We start from the raw sequence: 19,931 nt of genomic DNA, 5'->3' as shown, positions 1-19,931 counted from the left end.
GACTAGTCGTCGGCAGCGTCCGATGTGTATAAGAGACCGGTCAAGTTCGTGGAGGCTGCGGGCGGGCGTTGGTATCGGACGGGGGATCTGGGCCGGTACTGGCCGGATGGCACGCTGGAGTTCCTGGGGCGGGCCGATCATCAGGTGAAGATTCGCGGGCATCGGATCGAGTTGGGTGAGGTCGAGGCCGCGTTGGAGGCGTACCCGAAGGTGGGGCGTGCGGTGGCGGTGGCGGTGGGGGATCGGCGGCAGCGCCGGTTGGCCGCGTTCGTCACTCCGGGCGATGTGGATGCGGGGGAGTTGCGCTCGTTCCTGGCCGACCGGTTACCGGGATACGCGATCCCGCCGGCGATCACGGTGCTGGACGAGCTGCCGCTGACCGCCAACGGCAAGATCGACAGATCCGCGCTCGCCACTGAAACGGAGCCACCACCGGACGGCGACGACCCACCACGCCCAGGCGTGGAGCAGCAGCTCGCCGAGCTGTGGGCCGAGCTCCTGGAGATCCCGCCGCCGGGCCGTGGCCAGAGCTTCTTCGCCCTCGGCGGCGACTCGCTGCTCGCCACCCGCTTCGCCGAGATCGTCCGCCGCAGGCTCGGCGCCGAGCTGTCCCTGCGCCGCTTCTTCACCACTCCCACCATCGCGGACTGCGCCGAGGCGATCGGCCTGACGACGGACGACACCGAAGAGGAGGGCGTGCTGTGACCCAGGCACCGGCCGCACCAGAGCCGACCGTACGAGACCTGATCGCCGACATGGAAGCGGCGGGAATCCGACTGTGGGAGGACGGCGGCGGCCTGCGCTTCCGCGCCCCCAAGGGAGCGCTGACCGAGGAGCGGCGCGCGGCGCTGCTCGGCGCCAAGCCCCAGATCATCGCCCACCTGCGGCGCGAGGCCGAGGCCGAGACGGTGCGCCCCGACCCGGGACATCGCCTCGACCCCTTCCCCCTCACCGACGTGCAGCAGGCCTACCTGCTCGGCCGCAACGACGCCTTCGGCTACGGCGGGGTCGCCTGCCACGGCTACGTCGAGGTCGCCTTCCCCGAGCTCGACCCCGAGCGGGTCCAGGCGGCGTGGCGCACCATGATCGAGCGGCACGACATGCTCCGCGCCGTGATCCACCCCGACGGCCACCAGCAGGTGCTGGCCGAGGTCCCCGCCTACGACGTGCAGGTGAGCGACCTGCGCGGCACCGACCCCGAGGAACGGCTCGCCGCCATCCGCGAGGAGATGGCGCACACGCTCTACCCCGCGGGCAGCTGGCCCCTGTTCGAGCTGCGGATCTCGCTCACCGACCGCGGCGCGCTCCTGCACGCCTCGATCGACCTGCTCATCGCCGACTACGTCAGCATCCAGCTGCTGCTGGGCGAGCTCCACCAGCTGCACGAGAACCCGGGCGCCGACCTGCCGCCCGTCCCGGTCGGCTTCCGCGACTGCGTGCTGGCCCTGCGCGCGCAGCGCGAGAGCGGCCGGTACGACCGCGACCGCGCCTACTGGTGGGCCCGCGTCGACGACCTGCCACCGGCGCCCGAGCTGCCCGCGCTCGACCAGCAGGCGGAAGCGAGGTTCCAGCGCTGGGAGAGCCGGGTCGAGCCGGAACAGTGGGCCCGGCTGCGCGCCAGGGCGTCGGCGGCCGGCACCACGCCCTCGCAGGCCGTGCTGGCCGCCTACGCCGAGGTCATCGGGCGGTGGAGCCGCAGGCCCAGGTTCACGCTCAACCTGACGCTGCTCGACCGCCCGCCCCTGCACCCGTCGATCGACCAGGTGGTGGGCGACTTCACCACGCTCAACCTGCTCGCCGTCGACACCACGCCCGACCTGCCCTTCGCCGACCGCGCCCGCGCCATCGGCGAGCAGCTCTTCGCCGACATGGAGCACCGCCGCTGCGGCGGCATCGAGGTCATGCGGGAGCTGGCCAGGAGGCGCGGTCGCGACGCCGCGCTGATGCCGGTGGTGTTCACCAGCGCCATCGGCCTCGGCCAGGACGAGGCCGAGCACGGCAGACCCGAGTACGGCATCAGCCAGACACCCCAGGTGTGGATCGACTGCCAGGTCAAGGAGCACCGCGGCGCGCTGCTGGTCAACTGGGACGTGCGCGCGGGCGTCCTCCCCGACGGGCTGGTGGACGACATGTTCGCCGCCTTCGCCGCGCTCCTCGACGACCTGTCGGCGGAGGAGACGTGGGCCGCCGCGTCCCCCGTCGGCCTGCCCGCCGCCCAGGCCGGCTGCCGCGCCCTGGCCAACGCCACCGCCGCGCCGCTCCCCGACGGGCTGCTGCACGACGAGGTCGTGGCCCAGGCCCGCCGCACACCCGACCGCACCGCCGTCGTCACCTCGGAGGGCTCGCTCACGTACGGAGAACTGCTCGGCCGCGCGACGGCGGTGGCGCGGGCGCTCGGCGCGGCCGGTCACGAGCCTGGACAGATCGTCGCCGTCGTCATGGACAAGGGCGCCGAGCAGGTCGTCGCCGTGCTCGGCATCCTCATGGCCGGCGGCGCCTACCTGCCCGTCGACACCGGCCAGCCGCCCGTTAGGCGTGACCGCATCCTCGCCGACGCATCGGCCCGCCTGGTGCTCACGCAGTCGTGGCGCGCGGAGGACGGCTGGATCGCGGTCGACACCCTGCAGCCCGTCGAGGCGGCGCCGCCCGGGGCCCGGCGACGGCCGGGCGACCTGGCGTACGTCATCTACACCTCCGGCTCCACCGGAGTGCCCAAAGGCGTGATGATCAGCCATCAGGCCGCCCGCAACACCATCGACGACATCAACACCCGCTTCGGCGTCGGCCAGGACGACCGCGTGCTCGGCCTCGCCAACCTGGGCTTCGACCTGTCCGTCTACGACATCTTCGGGCCGCTCGCGACCGGCGGCGCGCTGGTGCTGCCCGACCCGGCGCGCAGGGGAGACCCCGCGCACTGGGCCGAGCTCGCCGCCAGGCACGCCGTCACCGTGTGGAACTCCGTGCCCGCGCAGCTCCAGATGCTCCAGCACTACCTGGACGCCGAGCCCGCGGCCGAGCTGCCCGAGCTGCGGCTGGCGATGGTGTCCGGCGACTGGGTGCCCGTGGCGCTGCCCGGCCAGGTCCGCCGCCGGCTGCCGGGCATCGACGTGATCAGCCTGGGCGGCGCCACCGAGGCCGCCATCTGGTCGATCCACCATCCCATCGGCGACCCGCTGCCCGGCTGGGTGAGCGTCCCGTACGGCAGGCCGCTGGCCAACCAGAGCTTCCACGTGCTCGACGCCTCCATGCGGCCCAGCCCCGACTGGGTGCCGGGAGAGCTGTACATCGGCGGCGCCGGCGTGGCCATCGGCTACCTCGGCGACGAGGCCAAGACCGCGGAACGGTTCGTCCAGCACGCGGGCGAGCGTCTCTACCGCACCGGCGACCTGGGCCGCTACCGGCCAGACGGCACCATCGAGTTCCTGGGCAGGGAGGACTCCCAGGTCAAGATCCGCGGCCACCGCATCGAGCTGGCCGAGGTGGAGACCGCGCTGCAGGCGCACCCGGCGGTCGCCGCCGGCACCGTGATCGTCGACGGCGACAGGGCGCTCGAACGCCGCCTCGTCGGCTTCGCGCAGGCCGTAAGGAAGGAAGAGAGCGGCGGCGACGACCCGGACGTCGCCGCCGCGGCCGAGGCGGCGGCCCGCGCCGCGCTCGACGGCGTCGACCTGCCGCGCGTGGTGGCGGTCGCCGAGACGCTCGACGAGATCGCGCTCACCTCGATGGCGGCGGCGCTGCGCGCGGCCGGGCTGTTCGCCGACGACGGCGGCCACGACCTGGCGGAGATCCTGGAGACCGCCAGGGTCGCGCCCGACCACCACCGGCTGGTCCGGCGCTGGCTCGCCGCGCTGCACGAGCGCGGCCGGCTCGGCCGCGACGACGCCGGCCGCTACCACGGCCTGCGCGAGCCCGCCGCCCTCGAACCGCTCTGGCACCGCGTCGAAAGCCTCACGGAAGGGCTCGACTACGGCGCCGAGCTCATCGGATTCCTGCGCGTCAGCACCACGCACCTGCCCGAGCTGATGCGCGGCGAGCTCGACGCCCGCGGGCTGCTGTTCCCCGAGGGCGAGATGGAGACCGCAGAGGGCGCCTACAAGGACAACGTGCTCAGCAGGTACGTCAACCGCATCGTGCGCGCCGTCATCGGCCGCGTCGCCGAGCGGCACGCGGGCGGGCCGCTGCGCGTCCTGGAGGCCGGGGCGGGCGTGGGCGGTACCAGCGCCGAGCTCATCCCCGAGCTGGCCGGGCACCACGTCGAATACCTGTTCACCGACCTGTCGCGGTTCTTCCTCGGCCAGGCCGCCGAACGGTTCGCCGAGCACCCTTGGGTGCGCTACGGCCTGTTCGACATCAACGCCGACTACCGCGCCCAGGGGTACGAGCCCAACTCCTTCGACGTCATCCTCTGCGCCAACGTCCTGCACAACTCGCACGACGCCGCCGCCGTGCTCGCCAGGTTCCGTGAGCTGCTGGCGCCGGGCGGGTGGCTGGTGTTCATCGAGACCACCCGCGAACACGTGCAGATCATGAGCTCGATGGAGTTCCTGATGAACCCGCACGACTACGCCGACGTGCGCCAGGGCCGCGACCGTACGTTCGTCGCCCGCGAGGAGTGGCTCGACCTGCTCGCGGCCGCCGGCGCCACCACCATGGCCTGCCTCCCCGGGACCGACGACCCGCTCGCCTCGCTGGGGCAGTGCGTGTTCGCCGCCCGCTTCCCCGCCGACCGGGAGCACGTCGACCTCGCGGAGTTGCGGGCGTTCCTGGGCGAGCGGCTGCCCGACTACATGATCCCGTCCCACGTCCAGGTGGTCGACGAGCTGCCGCTCACGGACAACGGCAAGATCGACCGGGCGCGGCTGCGCTCCCTGCTGCCCCGCACGGCCGGCGACAGCACGCCCGCCGGCGAGGAGCCGCGCGACGACCTCGAACGGCGGCTCGCCGCGCTCTGGGCCGAACTCCTCGGCCTCCGGCAGGTCGGCAGGGACCAGGACTTCTTCGCGCTGGGCGGCGACTCCCTGCTGGTCACCCGGCTGGCCGGGCGCGTACGCGAGGAGCTGCCCGAGGCGCACAACTTCTACTGGGACAGCCTCGTCCGCCAGCTCGTCAACCAGCCGACCGTCGCCGCGCTCGCCGCCCACCTCCGCCAGGCCCGCGACGACCGGGACCGCGGCCTGTCCAGGACGAACGTCAGCCCGCTGGTGCGCCTGGCCGGCGGCGACGGCCCGGTGCGGGTGCTGCTCCACGACGGCACCGGCACCCTGACCCCCTACCGGGCGCTCTCCCCGGAACTGTCCGGCGGGCCCCTGCTCGGCCTGGTGATCAACGACGCGGGACACTACCTGGAGCTCGACCCCGCCGCCGCCGTGGAGTCGCTGGCCGGATCGTACGCGCAGGTCCTGCTCAAGGAGGACGCGCCGAGCTACCACATCATCGGCTACTGCATGGGAGGGCTGATCGCCACCGAGGTCGCCCGCCGGCTCACCGAGGGCGGCGCCACCGTCGACGAGCTCACCGTCATCAGCAGCTCCCGCTTCCCCTACCGGATCGGCGACGAGCTCATGCTCGAGTACGGCTTCGCCCAGGCGTGCGGGCTCGACCCCGTCCAGCTCGGCTACCCCGAGGAGGACCTGGCCCGCGCCCTGAGGACCGTGCTGGAATCCTCGCCAGGACAGGTGCGCGAGGGCGCCCTGGCCGCGCTCGCCGGCTCCGCCGACCCGGGCCTCGCCGCGATCGGCAACCGCTTCGCCGAGCTGTCCGCCACCTCGCCCGCCGACCGCCTGGCCGCCGTCGCCCGTGGCCTGGACCACCCGCCCGAGCGCGTCGACCTCGCCTACCGGGTTTTCAAGCAGAGCTTCACCGCCGTCACCCACTACGACCCCGAGCCGTACGCGGGCGACATCACGTTCCTGCGCCAGAGCGGCGTCACCAACCTCGTACCGACCCTCCAGGACGACATGACGGAGTTCTGGCAGGACCTCTGCCTGGGACGGCTCGCCGTACGCGACGTCGAAGGCGACCACTTCACCTGCCTCGACCAGGGCCACGCCGCCGCAGTGGCCAAGCTGATCATCGGGACGACCGCGTGATCGGCATCCTCGGCGGCTACGGAGCGGTCGGCGCCACCACCGCCCTCCTCCTCACCGGCCGCGCCGCGAACAACGCGGCGGGACGGTCGCCCGCGGCCTCGGGCGTGCGGGTGGGCGGGCGCGACGGTGCGGCGGCGCGCCGGTTCGTCGCCGGCGCGCTGGGCGGGGAGGGCGAGGCGTGGCAGGTGGACGCCTTCGACCCGGAAGCGCTCGCCCGGTTCTGCCGGGGTTGCCAGGTCGTGGTCAGCTGCGCGGGACCCTCCTACCTGCTGCGGGACCGGGTGGCACGGGCCGCCTTCGCGGCAGGCGCCGACTACGTGGACGCCGCCGGCGACGCCGCGTCCTTCGCCGGGCTGTCCGCGACCGGTACCGGCGGCCGTACCGCGGTGATCTCCGCCGGGATGCTCCCCGGCCTGACCGGACTGCTGCCCCGCCACCTGGCCACGCTCCCCCGCAACGGGCCCAGCGGCGGCGACGGGCAGTCGCTCGGGCTCGACGTGCGGGACGGGCAGCCGCTGGAGCTCGACGTGCGGGACGGGCAGTCGCTCGGGCTGGACGTGCGGGACGGGCAGCCGCTCCGGCTCGATGTCTACACCGGGGGCCTCGACCGGCTCACCCCCGCGGCGGCCGGTGATTTCCTGCTGGCCGGCCAGGAGGAGCAGGGCGCGGCGCTGGCCGGGTGGCGCGACGGCGGCAAGGTCGCACGCGCCCTCACCCCCGCGCACGACGTCGAGCTGCCCTACTTCCCCGGCCCGGTCACCGCCTACCCCTACCTGAGCGCCGAGGCGGAACGGGTCGCCGCCGACCTGGGGCTGGCCGAGGCCCGCTGGTACAACGTGATCACCGGTGACCGCGTCCTCGCCACCGCGAGCACCGCGACGTCGGCCGCCGACCTGGCCCGCGTCGCCGAGCTCGAACTGGCCGGGCGCACACCGTACTATGTCCTGCTTTTTCAGCTCACCGGCGCGCACGGGACCGGAACCAGAACCAGCACCCTCGTGGTGCGCACCGCGGACTCCTACGCGCTGACCGCCGCCGTCGCCGCCCACGCCGCGCGGGCGGTGCTGGCGGGCGACGTCCCGGAGGGGCTGCACCATGCCGACGCCGTGCTCGACCCGGCCAGGATGCTGGCGGACCTCGAGGGCGTGGCGACGGCCGAGATCACGGACGCGGTCGCTCCCATCGACCTGGCCGCGCCTGCCTTCGAGGAGGGCGCGCTGTGAAACGAGTCGTGGTGTGCGGCACCAAGTTCGGCCAGATCTACCTGTCGGCCATGCGGGACTGCCCCTTCGAGCTCACCGGCATCCTGGCCCGCGGCAGCGCCAGGTCCGCCGCGTACGCCAGGGAGCACGGCGTCCCGCTGGTCACCGACCCCGACCAGGTGCCCGAGATCGCGGACCTGGCCTGCGTGGTCGTACGGTCGGGCGTCGTCGGCGGCGAGGGCAGCGAGCTGGCCGCGGCGCTGCTGTCCCGGGGCGTGCACGTGCTCCAGGAACATCCGGTCCACGCGGACGAGCTGGCCCGCACCCTGCGCACCGCCAGGTCCGCGTCCGCGGTGCACCACGTGAACACCCTGTACGTCCACCTGGACCCCGTGCGCCGCTTCATCGAGGCCGCCCGCCGCCTGCGCGAACTCCAGAAGCCGCTCTACGTCGACGCCGCCTGCAGCGTCCACGTCGCCTACGCCCTGTTCGACATCCTCGGCCAGGCCCTGGGCGGCCTGCGCCCCTGGACGTTCACCGCCACGGCCCCGGGCATGCCCTTCTCGTGCGTCACGGGTACGGTCGGAGGAGTGCCCCTCACCCTCCGGGTGCAGAACCAGATCGCGCCCAACGACCCCGACGCCCACCTCCACCTGCTGCACCGCATCACGGTGGGCACCGAGGGCGGCAACCTCACGCTGGTCAACACGCACGGCCCCATCGTGTGGACCCCGCGGATGTACGTCGCCCGCGACGCCGACGACCGCTTCGACACCGGCGCCGACCACCTGCGCCTGCCGAGCGCCACCACCATCGGGCCGGCGCAGGCGCCCACGTTCGCCGACATCGTCACCTCGGTGTGGCCGGACGGCGTGCGCCGGGCGCTGACCGGGCTGCGCGAGGCCGCCGAGGACGGCCGCGACCCGCTGCGGCAGGGTCAGTACCACCTGACGCTCAGCCGCCTGTGGCAGGACGCCACCGCGGCGATCGGCCGGCCCGAGCTGCTGGTCCAGACGGCACCCCGCCCCCTGTCCGCCACGGAGTTCGCATGAACTGGTTCCACTGCTACCAGCCCAGGCCGTACGCCTCGTTACGGCTGTTCTGCTTCCCCCACGCCGGCGGCTCGGCGAGCTTCTACCGCGGCTGGCACGCTGCGGCGCCGCACTCCGTCGAGGTGCGCGCCGTGCAGTACCCGGGGCGGGGCGAGCGCCGCGCCGACCCGTTCGTCGACGACGCCCACCTCCTCGCGGGGCTCGTCGCCGACGCGATGGCGCCGCTGCTCGACCGGCCGGTCGCGCTGTTCGGGCACAGCATGGGAGCGCTGATCGCGTACGAGGTGGCGCGCACGCTGGAGGCCAGGGGCAGGGGCGTGACGCACCTGTTCGCCTCCGGCCGGCACGCGCCCCACGAGCACCGTCCCGGCGACACGCGCGCCGGCTCCGACGACGAGCTGATCGACGAGATCGTCGGGCTCGGCGGCGTCGAGCCCGAGCTCATGGCCGACCCCGACATCCGCGAGCTGGCGTTGCCGGCCATCCGCAACGACTACCGGCTCGACGAGACCTACCGGCACCGCCCCGGCGGCGTGCTCGCCTGCCCCGTCACCGCGCTGCTCGGCGGCGACGACCCGGAGGTCACGCCGGAGCAGGCGGCGCGGTGGGGCGAGCTGACCAGGGCCCGCTGCACCGTCCGCGCGCTGGACGGCGACCACTTCTACCTGGTGCCACGCCAGGACGACGTGATCGCGGAGTTGTCCCGCGCCGTCACGACGGCTTGGGCTTCCACCCCCTGACCCGTTGACCCCTAGGAAGGAAACGGTGACTCCTCCGCTCCCTGAAGGGAGTGGCTTCTCGCTAAGCCGCTTCCGCAGCCCGGCGAAGGGCAAGCCCTGCCCTGAGGATGTTGATGGCCGCGTTGACGTCGGCGTGGGCGGCATGCCCGCACGCCGTACAGGCGAACGCGGCCTGGGTGACGCGGTTCTCCTTCGCACTGTGCCCGCAGCGGGCGCAGGTGCGCGAGGTGCCGGTGGGGTTCACCGCGATCAGCGTGCGACCGGCGCTTTCAGCCTTGTGCGCGAGGATCGTCAGGAACATCCCCCAGCCCGCGTCCAGGATGCTCCGGTTGAGGCCGGACTCGGCGGCGACGTTGCGGCCAGGGGCTTCCATCGTGCCGGACGCCGAGCGGGTCATGTTCGCGATCCGCAGGTCCTCGTGCACGATCACGTCATAGGTGCGGACCAGGGCGAGCGCGGCCTTGTGCGCGCCGTCCAGACGTTGCCTGCGCACCTTGGCGTGCAGCGCGGCGGCGCGGGTCACCGCCTTGCGCCGCCGCTGGGAGCCCCGTTTCCTGCGGGCGAGGTCTCGCTGGGCGTCGGCCAGACGGCCGGCGGTGGCGGCCAGGTGGCGCGCATTGGCCACCCGGCCACCGTCGGAGGTGGTGACGAGCGAGGCCACCCCCATGTCGATCCCCGCGACCGCGCCGGTGGCGGGCAGCGGTTCGGCGGGCACGTCGTCGCACGACAGCACCACGAACCACCGGTTGCCTTCCCGCTTCACCGCGATCGTCCTCACCCGGCCCTTGACCGTGCGGTGCCGGTGGACGCGGACGTGGCCGACGCCCTGAAGGCGCACGTAGGCGACGGTCGGGTGCCCGGGCTGGGAGTCCGACCGGCAGCCGTCGCCGTCCTTGGGCCACTCGACCGTGTCGAACCGGCCGCGCCCCTTGAAACGCGGGAACCCCGGCGTGCGTCCGGCCCTGACGCGGTCGAAGAACGCGCGGAACGCCCTGTCGAGCCGTCGCAGCGTGGCCTGCTGGGAGGAGAACGACCAACGCGCCTGCCCGTCCGGGTCGTCGGCACGGATGTGTTTCAGCTCGGCCGGCTGCTTGCCGTACCGGACGCTCACGCCCGCCCTGGCATAGGCGGTGCGCCGGTGCTCCAGAGCGGCGTGGTACAGCATGCGGTGGTCCTCCAGGCACGCCGGGAGCGCCGCCGCCTGCCGGGCGGTGGGGCGCAGCAGGAATCTGAACGACCTGCGCACACCCCTTCTCCCATCACGCTCGGTAACGACACCACCACGATATCGGCTGTCGCCGACAAAACCGGAAGGACATCCGTGATGCGCAGACCTGACAGGTCAGGGCACGCTCGGGCCTTGGCGGCCCTCCCGTTTCCGATTCCCCCGTCGCCTCAAGGCGACGGTCCCCTCGGGAGGATCTGATGGACCAAGAGCTGATGCGCATCCTCACCGGAGGATGGGTGGCGCAGGCGACCTTCGTCGCCGTCCGGCTCGGGGTCGTGGACGCGCTCGCCGGGCGCCGCCTGACCCCCGGTGAGGTCGCCGACGAGGTCGGCGCGCACCCCGAGGCCCTGCACCGCCTGCTCCGCCTGCTGGAAGGGGTGGGGCTGGCCGACGCCGACGACGGCAAATACGGGCTCACCCCGATGGGGGCGCGGCTGCGCCACGACGACCTGGGCCCGCTCGCCGCCCTCTACGGCGAGGACTCCTTCGCTGCCGCCTGGAACGGCCTGGAGCAGGCCGTACGCACCGGCGAGCCGGCGTTCGAGCACGTCCACGGCGAGCCCATCTTCGCGCACCTGGCGGCCGATCCCGGCAAGGCGTCGGTGTTCAACGCGGGGATGGCGGCGGGCGCCTCCTTCTTCCGCGGGGTCCCCGACGCGTACGACTTCTCCGGGCCGCGCCGCGTGGTCGATCTCGCCGGCGGCACGGGCGCCCTGCTCGGCACGATCCTGCGGAGCAACCCCGAGGCCACGGGCGTGCTGTTCGACCTGCCCGAGGTGGTCGCCGCCGCGCCCGGGCACCTGTCGCGGATGGGGGTGCTGGACAGGTGCGAGCTGGCCGCCGGCGACCTGTTCTCCTGCGTGCCGGACGGCGGCGACGTCTACCTGCTCTCGCGCATCCTGCACGACTGGGACGACGAGCGCTGCGCCGGCCTGCTGGCCAACTGCGCCAAGGCGATGGGGCCCGGCGCCGAACTGCTGATCATCGAACGCGTCGTCGGCCGCGGCTCGTACGTTCCGCTCGCCTTCGACCTGCACATGATGGTGATGACGGGAGGGCGGGAGCGCACCGAGGAGGAGTACCGCGCGCTGCTGGAGGACGCGGACCTGACCCCGGGCCGGCTGATCGACCTGCCGCTCGGGATGCGGATGCTCACCGCGACCCGCTGAAACGCTGACCCCTGAAACGCTGACATGTGCGGACACGCGTGAGGCGCCGGGCTCCCCGTTGAGCCCGGCGCCTTGTCGCGTCCCCCGACGTTCAGCTCATCACGAGCTCGCCGGCCCGCTCCCGGATCACCTCGACGGTGCCGGCGCTCCCGTCGACGCGGATCCGGTCGCCGTCCCGCAGCAGCATGGTGGCGTTCCTGGTGCCGACGACGGCGGGGATGCCCAGCTCGCGCGCGACGATCGCGGCGTGCGACAGCGGCGCCCCGACGTCGGTGACCACCGCCGCGGCGCGCGGGAAGAGCAGCGTCCAGCCCACGTTCGTCACGGTCGTCACCAGGATCTCGCCCTCGCCCAGCCGTTCGCCGTCCGCCACGGAGCCGAGCACCCGGGCGGTCCCCTCGACCACGCCCGACGCGCCGGGGAAACCGCTGATGGTCTGCGACGGGGGCACCACCGTGGCGGCGGCGTCGAACACGTCGCCGCGGCGGCCCGGGTCGGCGGCCCACCGCTCCGGGTCGAACCGGCCTCGGATGATGCCCGGGTACGGGGGCAGCGACCGGTACAGCTCGTACGCCGCCCGCCGTCCGGCCACCCGCGTCAGCGGCCGGGCGGAGCCGCGCAGCACGTCGATGATCTCGTCGATGGTCAGGAAGAACAGGTCGTCGCCGTGCCCGGTCACCTCCCCGGCCCGCACCACGAAGTCGCGCACCATCCAGAAGCCCCGCATCATCTCCGACCGGGTCTCCTCGCGGGAGCGGACGATGGCCTCCCAGCGGTCGATCCTGTGCCGGAACTTCTCGGCCTTCCTCGGGTGGCGCTCGCGGAACCGCCGCCAGGCGGCCTCGCTCGCCTCGATCTGGCGGTCGAGCAGCTCGGCCGGGTCGACGGTGAGCCCGGAGAGCTGGTCGTCGAGCCACGCCGGGTCCTCCACGGGCCGGGCCACCGAGACCTCGAACTCGTCGGGGCAGCGGTGGCCGTAGGAGCGGACGTACTCGTCGCGGGAGATCTCGCCCCGCTTGAGCCGGGCCAGGCCGAGCAGCGGGCCGAGGCTCTCCAGCCGGCCCTCTCCCGACTGGATGCCGGACATCAGCACGGTGGCGTCGGCCTCCCCGACCAGCTCGGCCAGCTGGGCGCCGAGGTAGATGAGCGAGCCGGCGTCCTGGCGGGCCGCGGCGGCGAGCATGCGGTTGCACTCGTCGAACCTCGGCTCGACGTCGCTCTCCCACAGCGCGACCAGGTCGTCGCTGACGGCGATCGCGGCGCGGATCTCCTCCGTACGCCGCTCGGCGTCCGCGATGTACGCCGGGATGTGCTCCACGAGCTTCTGGATCTCGCGGCGGCCGCCCAGCATGGGCCTGGCCGCCCTGAGGGTCTGCCAGCGCGTCATGGGCAGCAGCGGCGTCTCGACACCCTCGGGCAGCCTGCCGTAGACCGGCTCCTGCGTGGCCTTGATCTTCTTGGTGATGCCGAGGGCCTTGCCGAGGGAGGCGTTCACGCTCATGTTCATGTAGACGCGGCCGCCGATGTTGCCGCACATGGGGTGGCCGCCGAGGTCGCCGACGACCATGATCTCGGCGATGAACGCCTGCACGAGCGACCAGGTGCACGGCGTCATGACGCTGGGGATGGCCTCGCCCAGGTTGCCGTTGCTCCACAGGTAGTCGCCCTTGACGGAGTCGTTCCACACCTCGCGCCTGCCGGTGATCGGCCGGGCCTGGAGGATGTGGGGACGCCCGTCGTGCAGCGCCCACTCGACGTCCATCGGGCGGCCGTACAGCTCCTCGATCGTCATCCCGAGCTCGGCCAGCCGCTCGGCCTGCGCCCAGGTGAGGACGGGCTCGTCGCGCAGGCCGGGCGGGACAGGGTCCTCGCGGGTGCCGTCCTGCGTGCGCACGGTCATGACGGTCTTGGACGCGATCGTCTCGTCGACGACCGTGCGCCCGGCGCGGTCGAGCGTGATCGTGTCGGGCGTGACCAGGCCACCGACGACCGCCTCGCCCAGGCCCCACGCGGCGTTGATGGTCAGCCGGTCGCGGTCCTCGGTGAAGAGCACGCCCGCGGCGTCGGCGGGGACCAGTTCCTGGACGACGACGGCGATGGCCACCTCGTCGCGCGGGATGCCGTGCCGGTCGCGGTAGGCGATGGCCCGGTCGGTCCACAGGGAGGCCCAGCAGCGCCTGACCGCGTCGAGGAGCTGCGCGGCGCCGCGGATGTTGAGGTAGCTGTCCTGCTGGCCGGCGAACGACATCCCCGGCAGGTCCTCCGCGGTCGCCGACGACCGCACCGCGACCGCGGGCTCGTCGCCCAGTGCGGCGTACGCGGCCAGGATGTCGCCGGCGATCTCCGGCGGCAGCTCGCGGGCTGCGAACAGCGCCTGGATCTGCCCGGCGTCGCCGGTGAGGATCGCGTCGCGCAGGCCGTGGCGGTCCACGAACGCGCGGTAGGCACTGGTGGTGACGTGGAAGCCCGCCGGCACCGGCAGGCTCGCCCTGGCCAGGTGGGCGAGCGATTCGCCTTTTCCGCCGACGACGTCGAGTTCGGCCCTCGGATCAGCCAGGGCAAGCGTGTTCATACGCGATCTCCATTCCGATTCGGCGGCAGGCCAAAGACGCTCATCAGGGAAAGGAAAGCCGGAGGCCAGGCTCTGACACATCACCTGACTCGTCGCTGTGAAAAGGGAAAAGAAGGAACGGCCGCCTCTTCAACGGTACGAAATCGCCGGTGGGCGGCCCACCCCTAGGCGCCCTTAACTAGCCGTCGGCCCCGGGCCTGAGCAGGCCGGTCTCATAGGCCACCGCGACGGCGGCGGCGCGGTCGTTCACCTCGAGCTTGGCGAAGATGTGCAGCAGGTGCGTCTTCACGGTGGCCTCGGTGATGAACAACTTCCTGGCGACGTCGCGGTTGGTCGCCCCCCGGGAGATCAGCGACAGGACCTCCAGCTCGCGGCGGCTGAGCATCTGCTGCTGCGGCGCGCGGATCTTCTGCGTCAGCACGCCCGCCACGGACGGCGACAACACCGTCTCGCCGCGCGCCGCCGCCTGCACCGCGCTGCGCAACTCGGCGCGCGGGGTGTCCTTCAGCAGGTAGCCGGTCGCGCCCTCCTCGATGGCGGGCAGCACGTCGACGTCGTTGTCGAACGTGGTCAGCACGAGCACGCGCACGCCGGGCGACTGCTCGCGCAGCCGGCGGATGAGCTCGGCGCCGTTCATCTTCGGCATGCGCAGGTCGGTGAGCACGACGTCGGGATTGGTGCGCTGGACCACCGCCAGCGCCTCGAAGCCGTCGCCCGCCTCGCCGACCACCTCGAACTCGTCGTCGGTGAAGATCCCCCGCAGTCCGTCGCGGACGACCGGATGGTCGTCCACGATGATCAGGCGAATCGGCATGTGTCTGTCACCCGGCGTCTCTGAGGCGGTCGGACGGTTCGGACACGGCGTCGGCGGGGATGGCAGGCACGGTCGCGGAGATGCCGGTGCCCTCGCCGGGCGCCGACTCGATCTCGAAGTCCCCGGCCAGCCTGGTCACGCGCTGGCGCATCGCGATGAGCCCGAAGCCGCCTGCCTCGGAGGCGGGCGCGTGGGAGGAGATGTCGGGCGGCCCGGGGACGAATCCGGCTCCGTCGTCGCGTACATCCAGCACCACGACATCTTCCATGTACGACAGGGTGAGAGCAACTCGTCCGGCCGAGGCGTGCTTGGCGACGTTGGACAGCGCCTCCTGCGCCACCCGCAACAGCGTGATCTCCACCTCGGCGTGCAGCGGCCGGGCGTCGCCGTTGACCGACAGGGAGGCGACCACGCCGGTCGTCTCCGACCACCTGTCGGCGACGTCCCGCACGGCGGCGGGCAGATGCGAGCCGGCCAGCGGCGCGGGCCGCAACGCCTGCACCGACCTGCGGGCCTCGTTGAGGTTCTCCCTGGCCAGGGTACGTACGGTGTCGAGCCGGGCGAGCGCGGCCGGTGTGTCGTCGATCGCCTCCTCGGCGGCCTCGATCTGGGTGACGATGGCGGTCAGCCCCTGGGCGATGGTGTCGTGGATCTCCCTGGCCATGCGCTGCCGCTCGCCGAGCACTCCTGCCTCGCGGGCCTGGGTCAGCAGCCGGGCCTGCAGGCTCGCGTTCTCCTCGGCGAGCGCGGCCAGCTTGGCGCCGGTCTCCCGCAACTGCTCGATCATCACCTTGCGGCTCTCGTTCTGGTCGGAGATGGTCTGGATGACCAGCCCGATCGCGGAGGCGATCAACGCGGCGATCAGGAAGGAGAAGAGCATCTCGCCAGGGCTCCGCCCGGCCTCCGGCCGCATGGAGACCAGCACGCCGGCCGTCGCGGCCACCCCGCCGTAGGCCCACCACCGGGGCAGCAGCCGGAACGACTGGATGAACGCCGCGGGGCCGGTCACCGTGAAGACCGAGTCGATGCTGACCAGCGCCCCGATGGCTGCGAGCAGGACGGCGAAGTAGACGAGCGCCACCACCGGGTGCCTGGTCCAGTCGGGATGCACGCCGATGAGGAACCAGTGCCAGGCCATCGCGAACGACGCCAGCACCAGCGTCTCGAGCCGCCAGTTCTGTGCGAGCGAGAAGGCGGCGGGCAGCAGGATGAACAGGTAGGGGAGCGCGGGCCAGACCCGGTCCCAACGCGAAAGGCCGGGTCCGGTGGAGGCGACCACCGATCCCGACCCTTCACGGCGGGCACTGCTTACCACCGGAACGCCTTGACCGCGACACCGGCGGTGACCAGGCAGATTCCCACCATGGCCAGCATCGCCACGGGGGAGGCCGCGTGGCCCTCCCAGCCGTTGCGGATGGTCTGCACGGCCGGGGCCATGGGCAGCATGTCGCCGATGGCCCGCATCGAGCCGCTCATCGACTCGCGGGGGATCACCGCGCCGGAGATGAAGACCATCGGGAAGAAGACGCTCAGCCCGAGCACGGTGGCCGTGCGGCCGGAAGGGACGATGGCGCCCAGCAGGAAGCCGATGCCGCTGAGGCTCAGCGCGCCGAGGACCCACGCCAGGACCACGACTCCCGGGTCGGCGGGGGCGGACAGGTCGTAGCCGATGGCGCCGATGGCGATGAGCAGCGCCGTGCCGAGAAGGGCCATCAGCATGTGGGCGATCCACTGGGCGCCGAACAGCATGCCGGGGGACGCGGGGGTTGCGAGCAGCCGCTTCAGCACCCGGCGCTCCCGGTATTGCGCCAGGGTGGCCGGCAGGATGACGAGTGTGGCCAGCCCGATGACGAAGATGCTCAGCATCGGCACGTTGGCGTCCACCGACGGCAGCCCGCCGGGAAGGGGTTTGCCGCTGCGCAGCTTGACCCAGATCATGATCGTGGGGAAGGCCAGCGCGAAGAACGCCGACATGGGATCCCGGATGATCAGCTTGAGCTCGACCGCGATGACCTGCGTGATGCCTTTCATGCCGCCTGCCCTCCCGTCAGTGCGAAGTAAGCGTCCTCGAGCGATTCCGTGCGGCCCTGGGTGATCAGCTCGCCCGGGGTTCCGTGGGTGATGACGCGGCCCTGGTCGATGATCGCCATGCGGTCGCACAGCGCCTGGGCCTCGTCCATGAAGTGGGTGACCAGCACGACGGTCACGCCCCGGTCGCGGACCTCGCGGACCAGGCCCCACGTCATGCGGCGGGCGGACGGGTCGAGGCCGGTGGTCAGCTCGTCGAGGAAGACGACCTCCGGGTTGCCGACCAGGGCCAGCGCGATGAACAGGCGCTGCTTCCAACCGCCGGACAGGCTCGCGAAGCTGGAACGCTGCCGGTCGGTCAGGCCCCACTCGTCCATGAGCTTGCGCCAGTCGGCGGGCTTGTCGTAGAAGGACGCGTACATCTTCAGTGCCTCGCCCACCTTGAGCGCGTCCGGCAGGGCGGCCTCCTGGAGCTGGACGCCGATGCGGGGGAGCAGTTCGCGACGGTCGCTCTGGGGGTCGAGGCCCAGGACCCGCAGGACGCCGCCGTCCCGCTCGCGCAGGCCCGACATGCACTCCACGGTGGTGGTCTTGCCCGCTCCGTTGGGGCCGGCGATGCCGAAGATCTCGCCACGTTCCACCTGCAGGGATACGTCCGTCAGCACCTGGCGGCCTTTGTAGGCTTTACTCATGCCCTCGATTTCGATGACTGTCATGCTTAAAGAATCATCGGGATCCGCCGCATGCGACATCCCCCGAACGGTTGATAGGGGGTCAGCCTCACGATTCCGGGTCCGACCTGCGGATTGGCTTTCCGACCAGGTGAAACGCTAAATAGGGGTGTCGTACGCGGCGCTGATCCCCAACTCTGAATGCATGAGCGATACAGCGGTGCGCGTGCGTGAGCTGCGCAAGCGATACGGCGACGTGGTCGCCATCGACGGCGTTGACCTGGATATCGCCCGTGGCGAGGTGTTCGCGCTCCTCGGCCCCAACGGCGCAGGCAAGACGACCACTGTTGAGATCCTGGAAGGCCATCGCCGGCGTGACGCCGGCGAGGTCAGCGTGCTCGGCGAGGACCCCGGCGTGGCCGGCCGGGCGTGGCGCTCCCGACTCGGGATGGTGGTGCAGTCGGCCACCGACGCCGCGGAGATGACCGTGCGCGAGATGGTCCATCACTATGCCCACTACTACCCGAGGCCCCGCGATCCCGAGCACGTGATCGAACTCGTCGGGCTCGCCGGCAAGGCGAACGCCCGCACGCGCAACCTCTCCGGGGGCCAGCGGCGCAGGGTCGACGTGGCGCTGGGCGTGCTCGGCAACCCGGAACTGCTGTTCCTGGACGAGCCGACCACCGGGTTCGACCCCGAGGCCCGCCGCCAGTTCTGGAGCCTGATCTCCCGGCTGGCCGACGAGGGCACCACCATCCTGCTGACCACGCACTACCTGGACGAGGTCGAAGCGCTGGCCAACCGGGTCGGCGTGATCGTGCAGGGCAAGGTCGTGGCGCTGGGCGAGCCGGCCACGCTGGCCGGGCGCTCGCATGCCATGGCGACCGTCAGCTGGACCACCGCCGACGGCGACCACAGCGTGAAGACGGCGACGCCGACGCAGGTCGTCGCCGAGCTCAGCGGCCAGTTCGACGGCGAGATCCCCGAGCTGACCGTGACACGTCCGTCTCTCGAAGACGTCTACCTCGGCCTAATCGGAGATCACTCGTGACCACCACGTTGTCAAGACCACCGACACGGATGGCCGCCGCGACGGCGGCGCCCCTGCCCAGCGCCGGCCGGTTGGTTCTCAAGCGCGGTGCGCTGGAGCTCAAGAGCTTCTTCCGCACCAAGGGACAGTTCATCGTCATCTTCTCGCTCCCGGCGATCATGCTGATGCTGCTCGGCGCGATGCAGTCAGGCAAGCCGGACTTCAACGGCGTCACCGGCGCCCAGATCCTCACCGCCGGCATGATCGGCGCCGGCATCATGGGCACGACCTTCCAGAACCTCGGGATCAACGTCGCGCTCGAGCGCCACGACGGCACGCTGAAGCGGCTCTACGGCATGCCCATGCCGCGGATCGCCTATTTCGGCGGCAAGGTCATCCAGGTCCTCGTGTGCATGGTCGCCGAGGTCGCCCTCCTGGTCGTGGTCGGCGTGCTGATGTTCGACGTCCAGGTGCCCGGAACGCTCGACCGGTGGCTGACCCTCGCCTGGGTCCTCCTCCTCGGCGGCGTGGCCTGCACCCTCCTCGGCATCGCGGTCGGCAGCCTGCCGAAGTCGGCACGCGGCGCGAACGCCATCATCACGCTGCCCTTCCTCATCGTGCAGTTCATCTCCGGCGTCTACATGCCCTTCTCCGACGTGCCCGCCTTTCTCCAGTTCATCGCGTCCCTGTTCCCGCTCAAGTGGATGACCCAGGGCATGCGTTCGGTGTTCCTGCCCGAGCACGCGGCGGCGCTCGAACCGGCCGGCTCGTGGCAGCTCCCGATGATCGCCCTCGTGCTCGCCGCCTGGTGCGTCGGAGCGTTGCTGCTGTGCATGAAGACGTTCCGCTGGACCGCCAAGGACAGCTGACCGTACGGCAGGACAGGATTGCGCGGGTTTTCGGACGAGGGGAGGGGAGCACGGCGCGGACGAGTCTCGGTGACGGTGGCGGGTCCTTGAGGACGCCACCGTCATACTCGTGTCCGGCCGCATGAACCGGTGTTGCGCGTTACGCGGCGCGGTGTCCTGATCGGGATGCGGCGCCGTCTTCCGACGCGGCGGCGGTGTCGTGATGCGGGCCGCGTCCTGATGCCGGACGGCCTGGCGCGGTGCGGTTCGCGCGGGGACGTGGCCACCGGCCGGGCAGAGCCCCACGGCCGGCGTGAGCGCCGGAGAAGGCCCCAGCGAAGGCCCCGGCGAAGGGCGCCAGGGAAGGGCGCAGGGATGCGTGCCAGGGATGCGCGCCAGGGAAGGGCGCCAGGGAAGGGCGCAGGGATGCGCGCCAGGGAAGGGACCCGGACATGGGCGCAGGGGTGGGGACCCGCGCGCCGCAGAAG

The 19,931-nt window shown here is 72.2% G+C and carries 14 protein-coding genes; 8 read left to right on the top strand and 6 right to left on the bottom strand.

Annotation, left to right across the window (positions count from 1 at the left end; genetic code table 11):
- Window positions 1-24 precede the first annotated feature (24 nt).
- The 5 genes from E1292_RS56355 to E1292_RS42025 are packed head-to-tail and all read left to right on the top strand — an operon-like array spanning window position 25 to window position 9,083.
- The gene (locus tag E1292_RS56355) at window positions 25-705 is read left to right on the top strand and encodes a non-ribosomal peptide synthetase (RefSeq protein WP_132604917.1); all 681 of its coding nucleotides are present in this window, start codon (window positions 25-27) and stop codon (window positions 703-705) included.
- Window positions 702-6,089, top strand: coding sequence for a non-ribosomal peptide synthetase (locus E1292_RS42040; protein WP_246090705.1), 5,388 nt, complete (start codon window positions 702-704; stop codon window positions 6,087-6,089). The genes E1292_RS56355 and E1292_RS42040 overlap by 4 nt, the downstream gene beginning before the upstream one ends.
- A complete protein-coding gene (locus E1292_RS42035; protein ID WP_165975015.1) occupies window positions 6,086-7,312 on the top strand; it encodes a saccharopine dehydrogenase NADP-binding domain-containing protein in 1,227 nt (408 codons plus the stop codon). Before E1292_RS42040 ends, E1292_RS42035 begins: the two co-directional genes overlap by 4 nt.
- On the top strand, window positions 7,309-8,343 hold the full coding sequence (locus tag E1292_RS42030) for a Gfo/Idh/MocA family oxidoreductase (RefSeq protein ID WP_132604913.1): 1,035 nt from the start codon (window positions 7,309-7,311) through the stop codon (window positions 8,341-8,343). The genes E1292_RS42035 and E1292_RS42030 overlap by 4 nt, the downstream gene beginning before the upstream one ends.
- Window positions 8,340-9,083, top strand: coding sequence for a thioesterase II family protein (locus tag E1292_RS42025; RefSeq protein WP_132604911.1), 744 nt, complete (start codon window positions 8,340-8,342; stop codon window positions 9,081-9,083). The genes E1292_RS42030 and E1292_RS42025 overlap by 4 nt, the downstream gene beginning before the upstream one ends.
- 61 nt (window positions 9,084-9,144) lie before the next feature.
- Here E1292_RS42025 and E1292_RS42020 read toward each other — a convergent pair whose 3' ends face one another.
- Window positions 9,145-10,329: an RNA-guided endonuclease InsQ/TnpB family protein gene (locus tag E1292_RS42020; protein ID WP_132604909.1), complete on the bottom strand. Its 1,185-nt coding sequence runs from the start codon at window positions 10,327-10,329 to the stop codon at window positions 9,145-9,147.
- 179 nt (window positions 10,330-10,508) lie between these two features.
- Here E1292_RS42020 and E1292_RS42015 point away from each other — a divergent pair, with 179 nt between their 5' ends.
- The gene (locus E1292_RS42015; protein WP_132604907.1) at window positions 10,509-11,480 is read left to right on the top strand and encodes a methyltransferase; all 972 of its coding nucleotides are present in this window, start codon (window positions 10,509-10,511) and stop codon (window positions 11,478-11,480) included.
- A 91-nt stretch (window positions 11,481-11,571) separates the two neighbouring features.
- On the opposite strand, the gene E1292_RS42010 is transcribed toward E1292_RS42015, so the two are convergent.
- The 5 genes from E1292_RS42010 to E1292_RS41990 form a co-directional block, all read right to left on the bottom strand.
- The gene (locus tag E1292_RS42010; protein ID WP_132604905.1) at window positions 11,572-14,052 is read right to left on the bottom strand and encodes a PEP/pyruvate-binding domain-containing protein; all 2,481 of its coding nucleotides are present in this window, start codon (window positions 14,050-14,052) and stop codon (window positions 11,572-11,574) included.
- A gap of 178 nt (window positions 14,053-14,230) precedes the next feature.
- Entirely contained in the window at window positions 14,231-14,866 is a 636-nt protein-coding gene (locus tag E1292_RS42005; RefSeq protein WP_132604903.1) for a response regulator, read from the bottom strand.
- Window positions 14,867-14,873: 7 nt separating this feature from the next.
- Window positions 14,874-16,145: a sensor histidine kinase gene (locus E1292_RS42000; protein WP_132604901.1), complete on the bottom strand. Its 1,272-nt coding sequence runs from the start codon at window positions 16,143-16,145 to the stop codon at window positions 14,874-14,876.
- A 29-nt stretch (window positions 16,146-16,174) separates the two neighbouring features.
- Entirely contained in the window at window positions 16,175-16,897 is a 723-nt protein-coding gene (locus E1292_RS41995; RefSeq protein WP_132604899.1) for an ABC transporter permease, read from the bottom strand.
- A complete protein-coding gene (locus E1292_RS41990) occupies window positions 16,894-17,610 on the bottom strand; it encodes an ABC transporter ATP-binding protein (RefSeq protein ID WP_132604897.1) in 717 nt (238 codons plus the stop codon). Before E1292_RS41990 ends, E1292_RS41995 begins: the two co-directional genes overlap by 4 nt.
- Before the next feature lie 160 nt (window positions 17,611-17,770).
- Here E1292_RS41990 and E1292_RS41985 point away from each other — a divergent pair, with 160 nt between their 5' ends.
- Both E1292_RS41985 and E1292_RS41980 read left to right on the top strand, forming a co-directional pair.
- On the top strand, window positions 17,771-18,616 hold the full coding sequence (locus tag E1292_RS41985) for an ABC transporter ATP-binding protein (protein WP_132604895.1): 846 nt from the start codon (window positions 17,771-17,773) through the stop codon (window positions 18,614-18,616).
- Complete coding sequence (locus E1292_RS41980) at window positions 18,613-19,464, top strand: ABC transporter permease (protein WP_246090704.1); 852 nt, start codon at window positions 18,613-18,615, stop codon at window positions 19,462-19,464. The genes E1292_RS41985 and E1292_RS41980 overlap by 4 nt, the downstream gene beginning before the upstream one ends.
- Window positions 19,465-19,931 lie beyond the last annotated feature (467 nt).

Origin of the sequence: Nonomuraea deserti (genome assembly GCF_004348685.1) — a bacterium.
GTDB lineage: Bacteria > Actinomycetota > Actinomycetes > Streptosporangiales > Streptosporangiaceae > Nonomuraea > Nonomuraea deserti.
The sequence above is the reverse complement of the archived record's forward strand: the minus strand, read 5'-3'. Positions and strand labels throughout refer to the sequence as shown.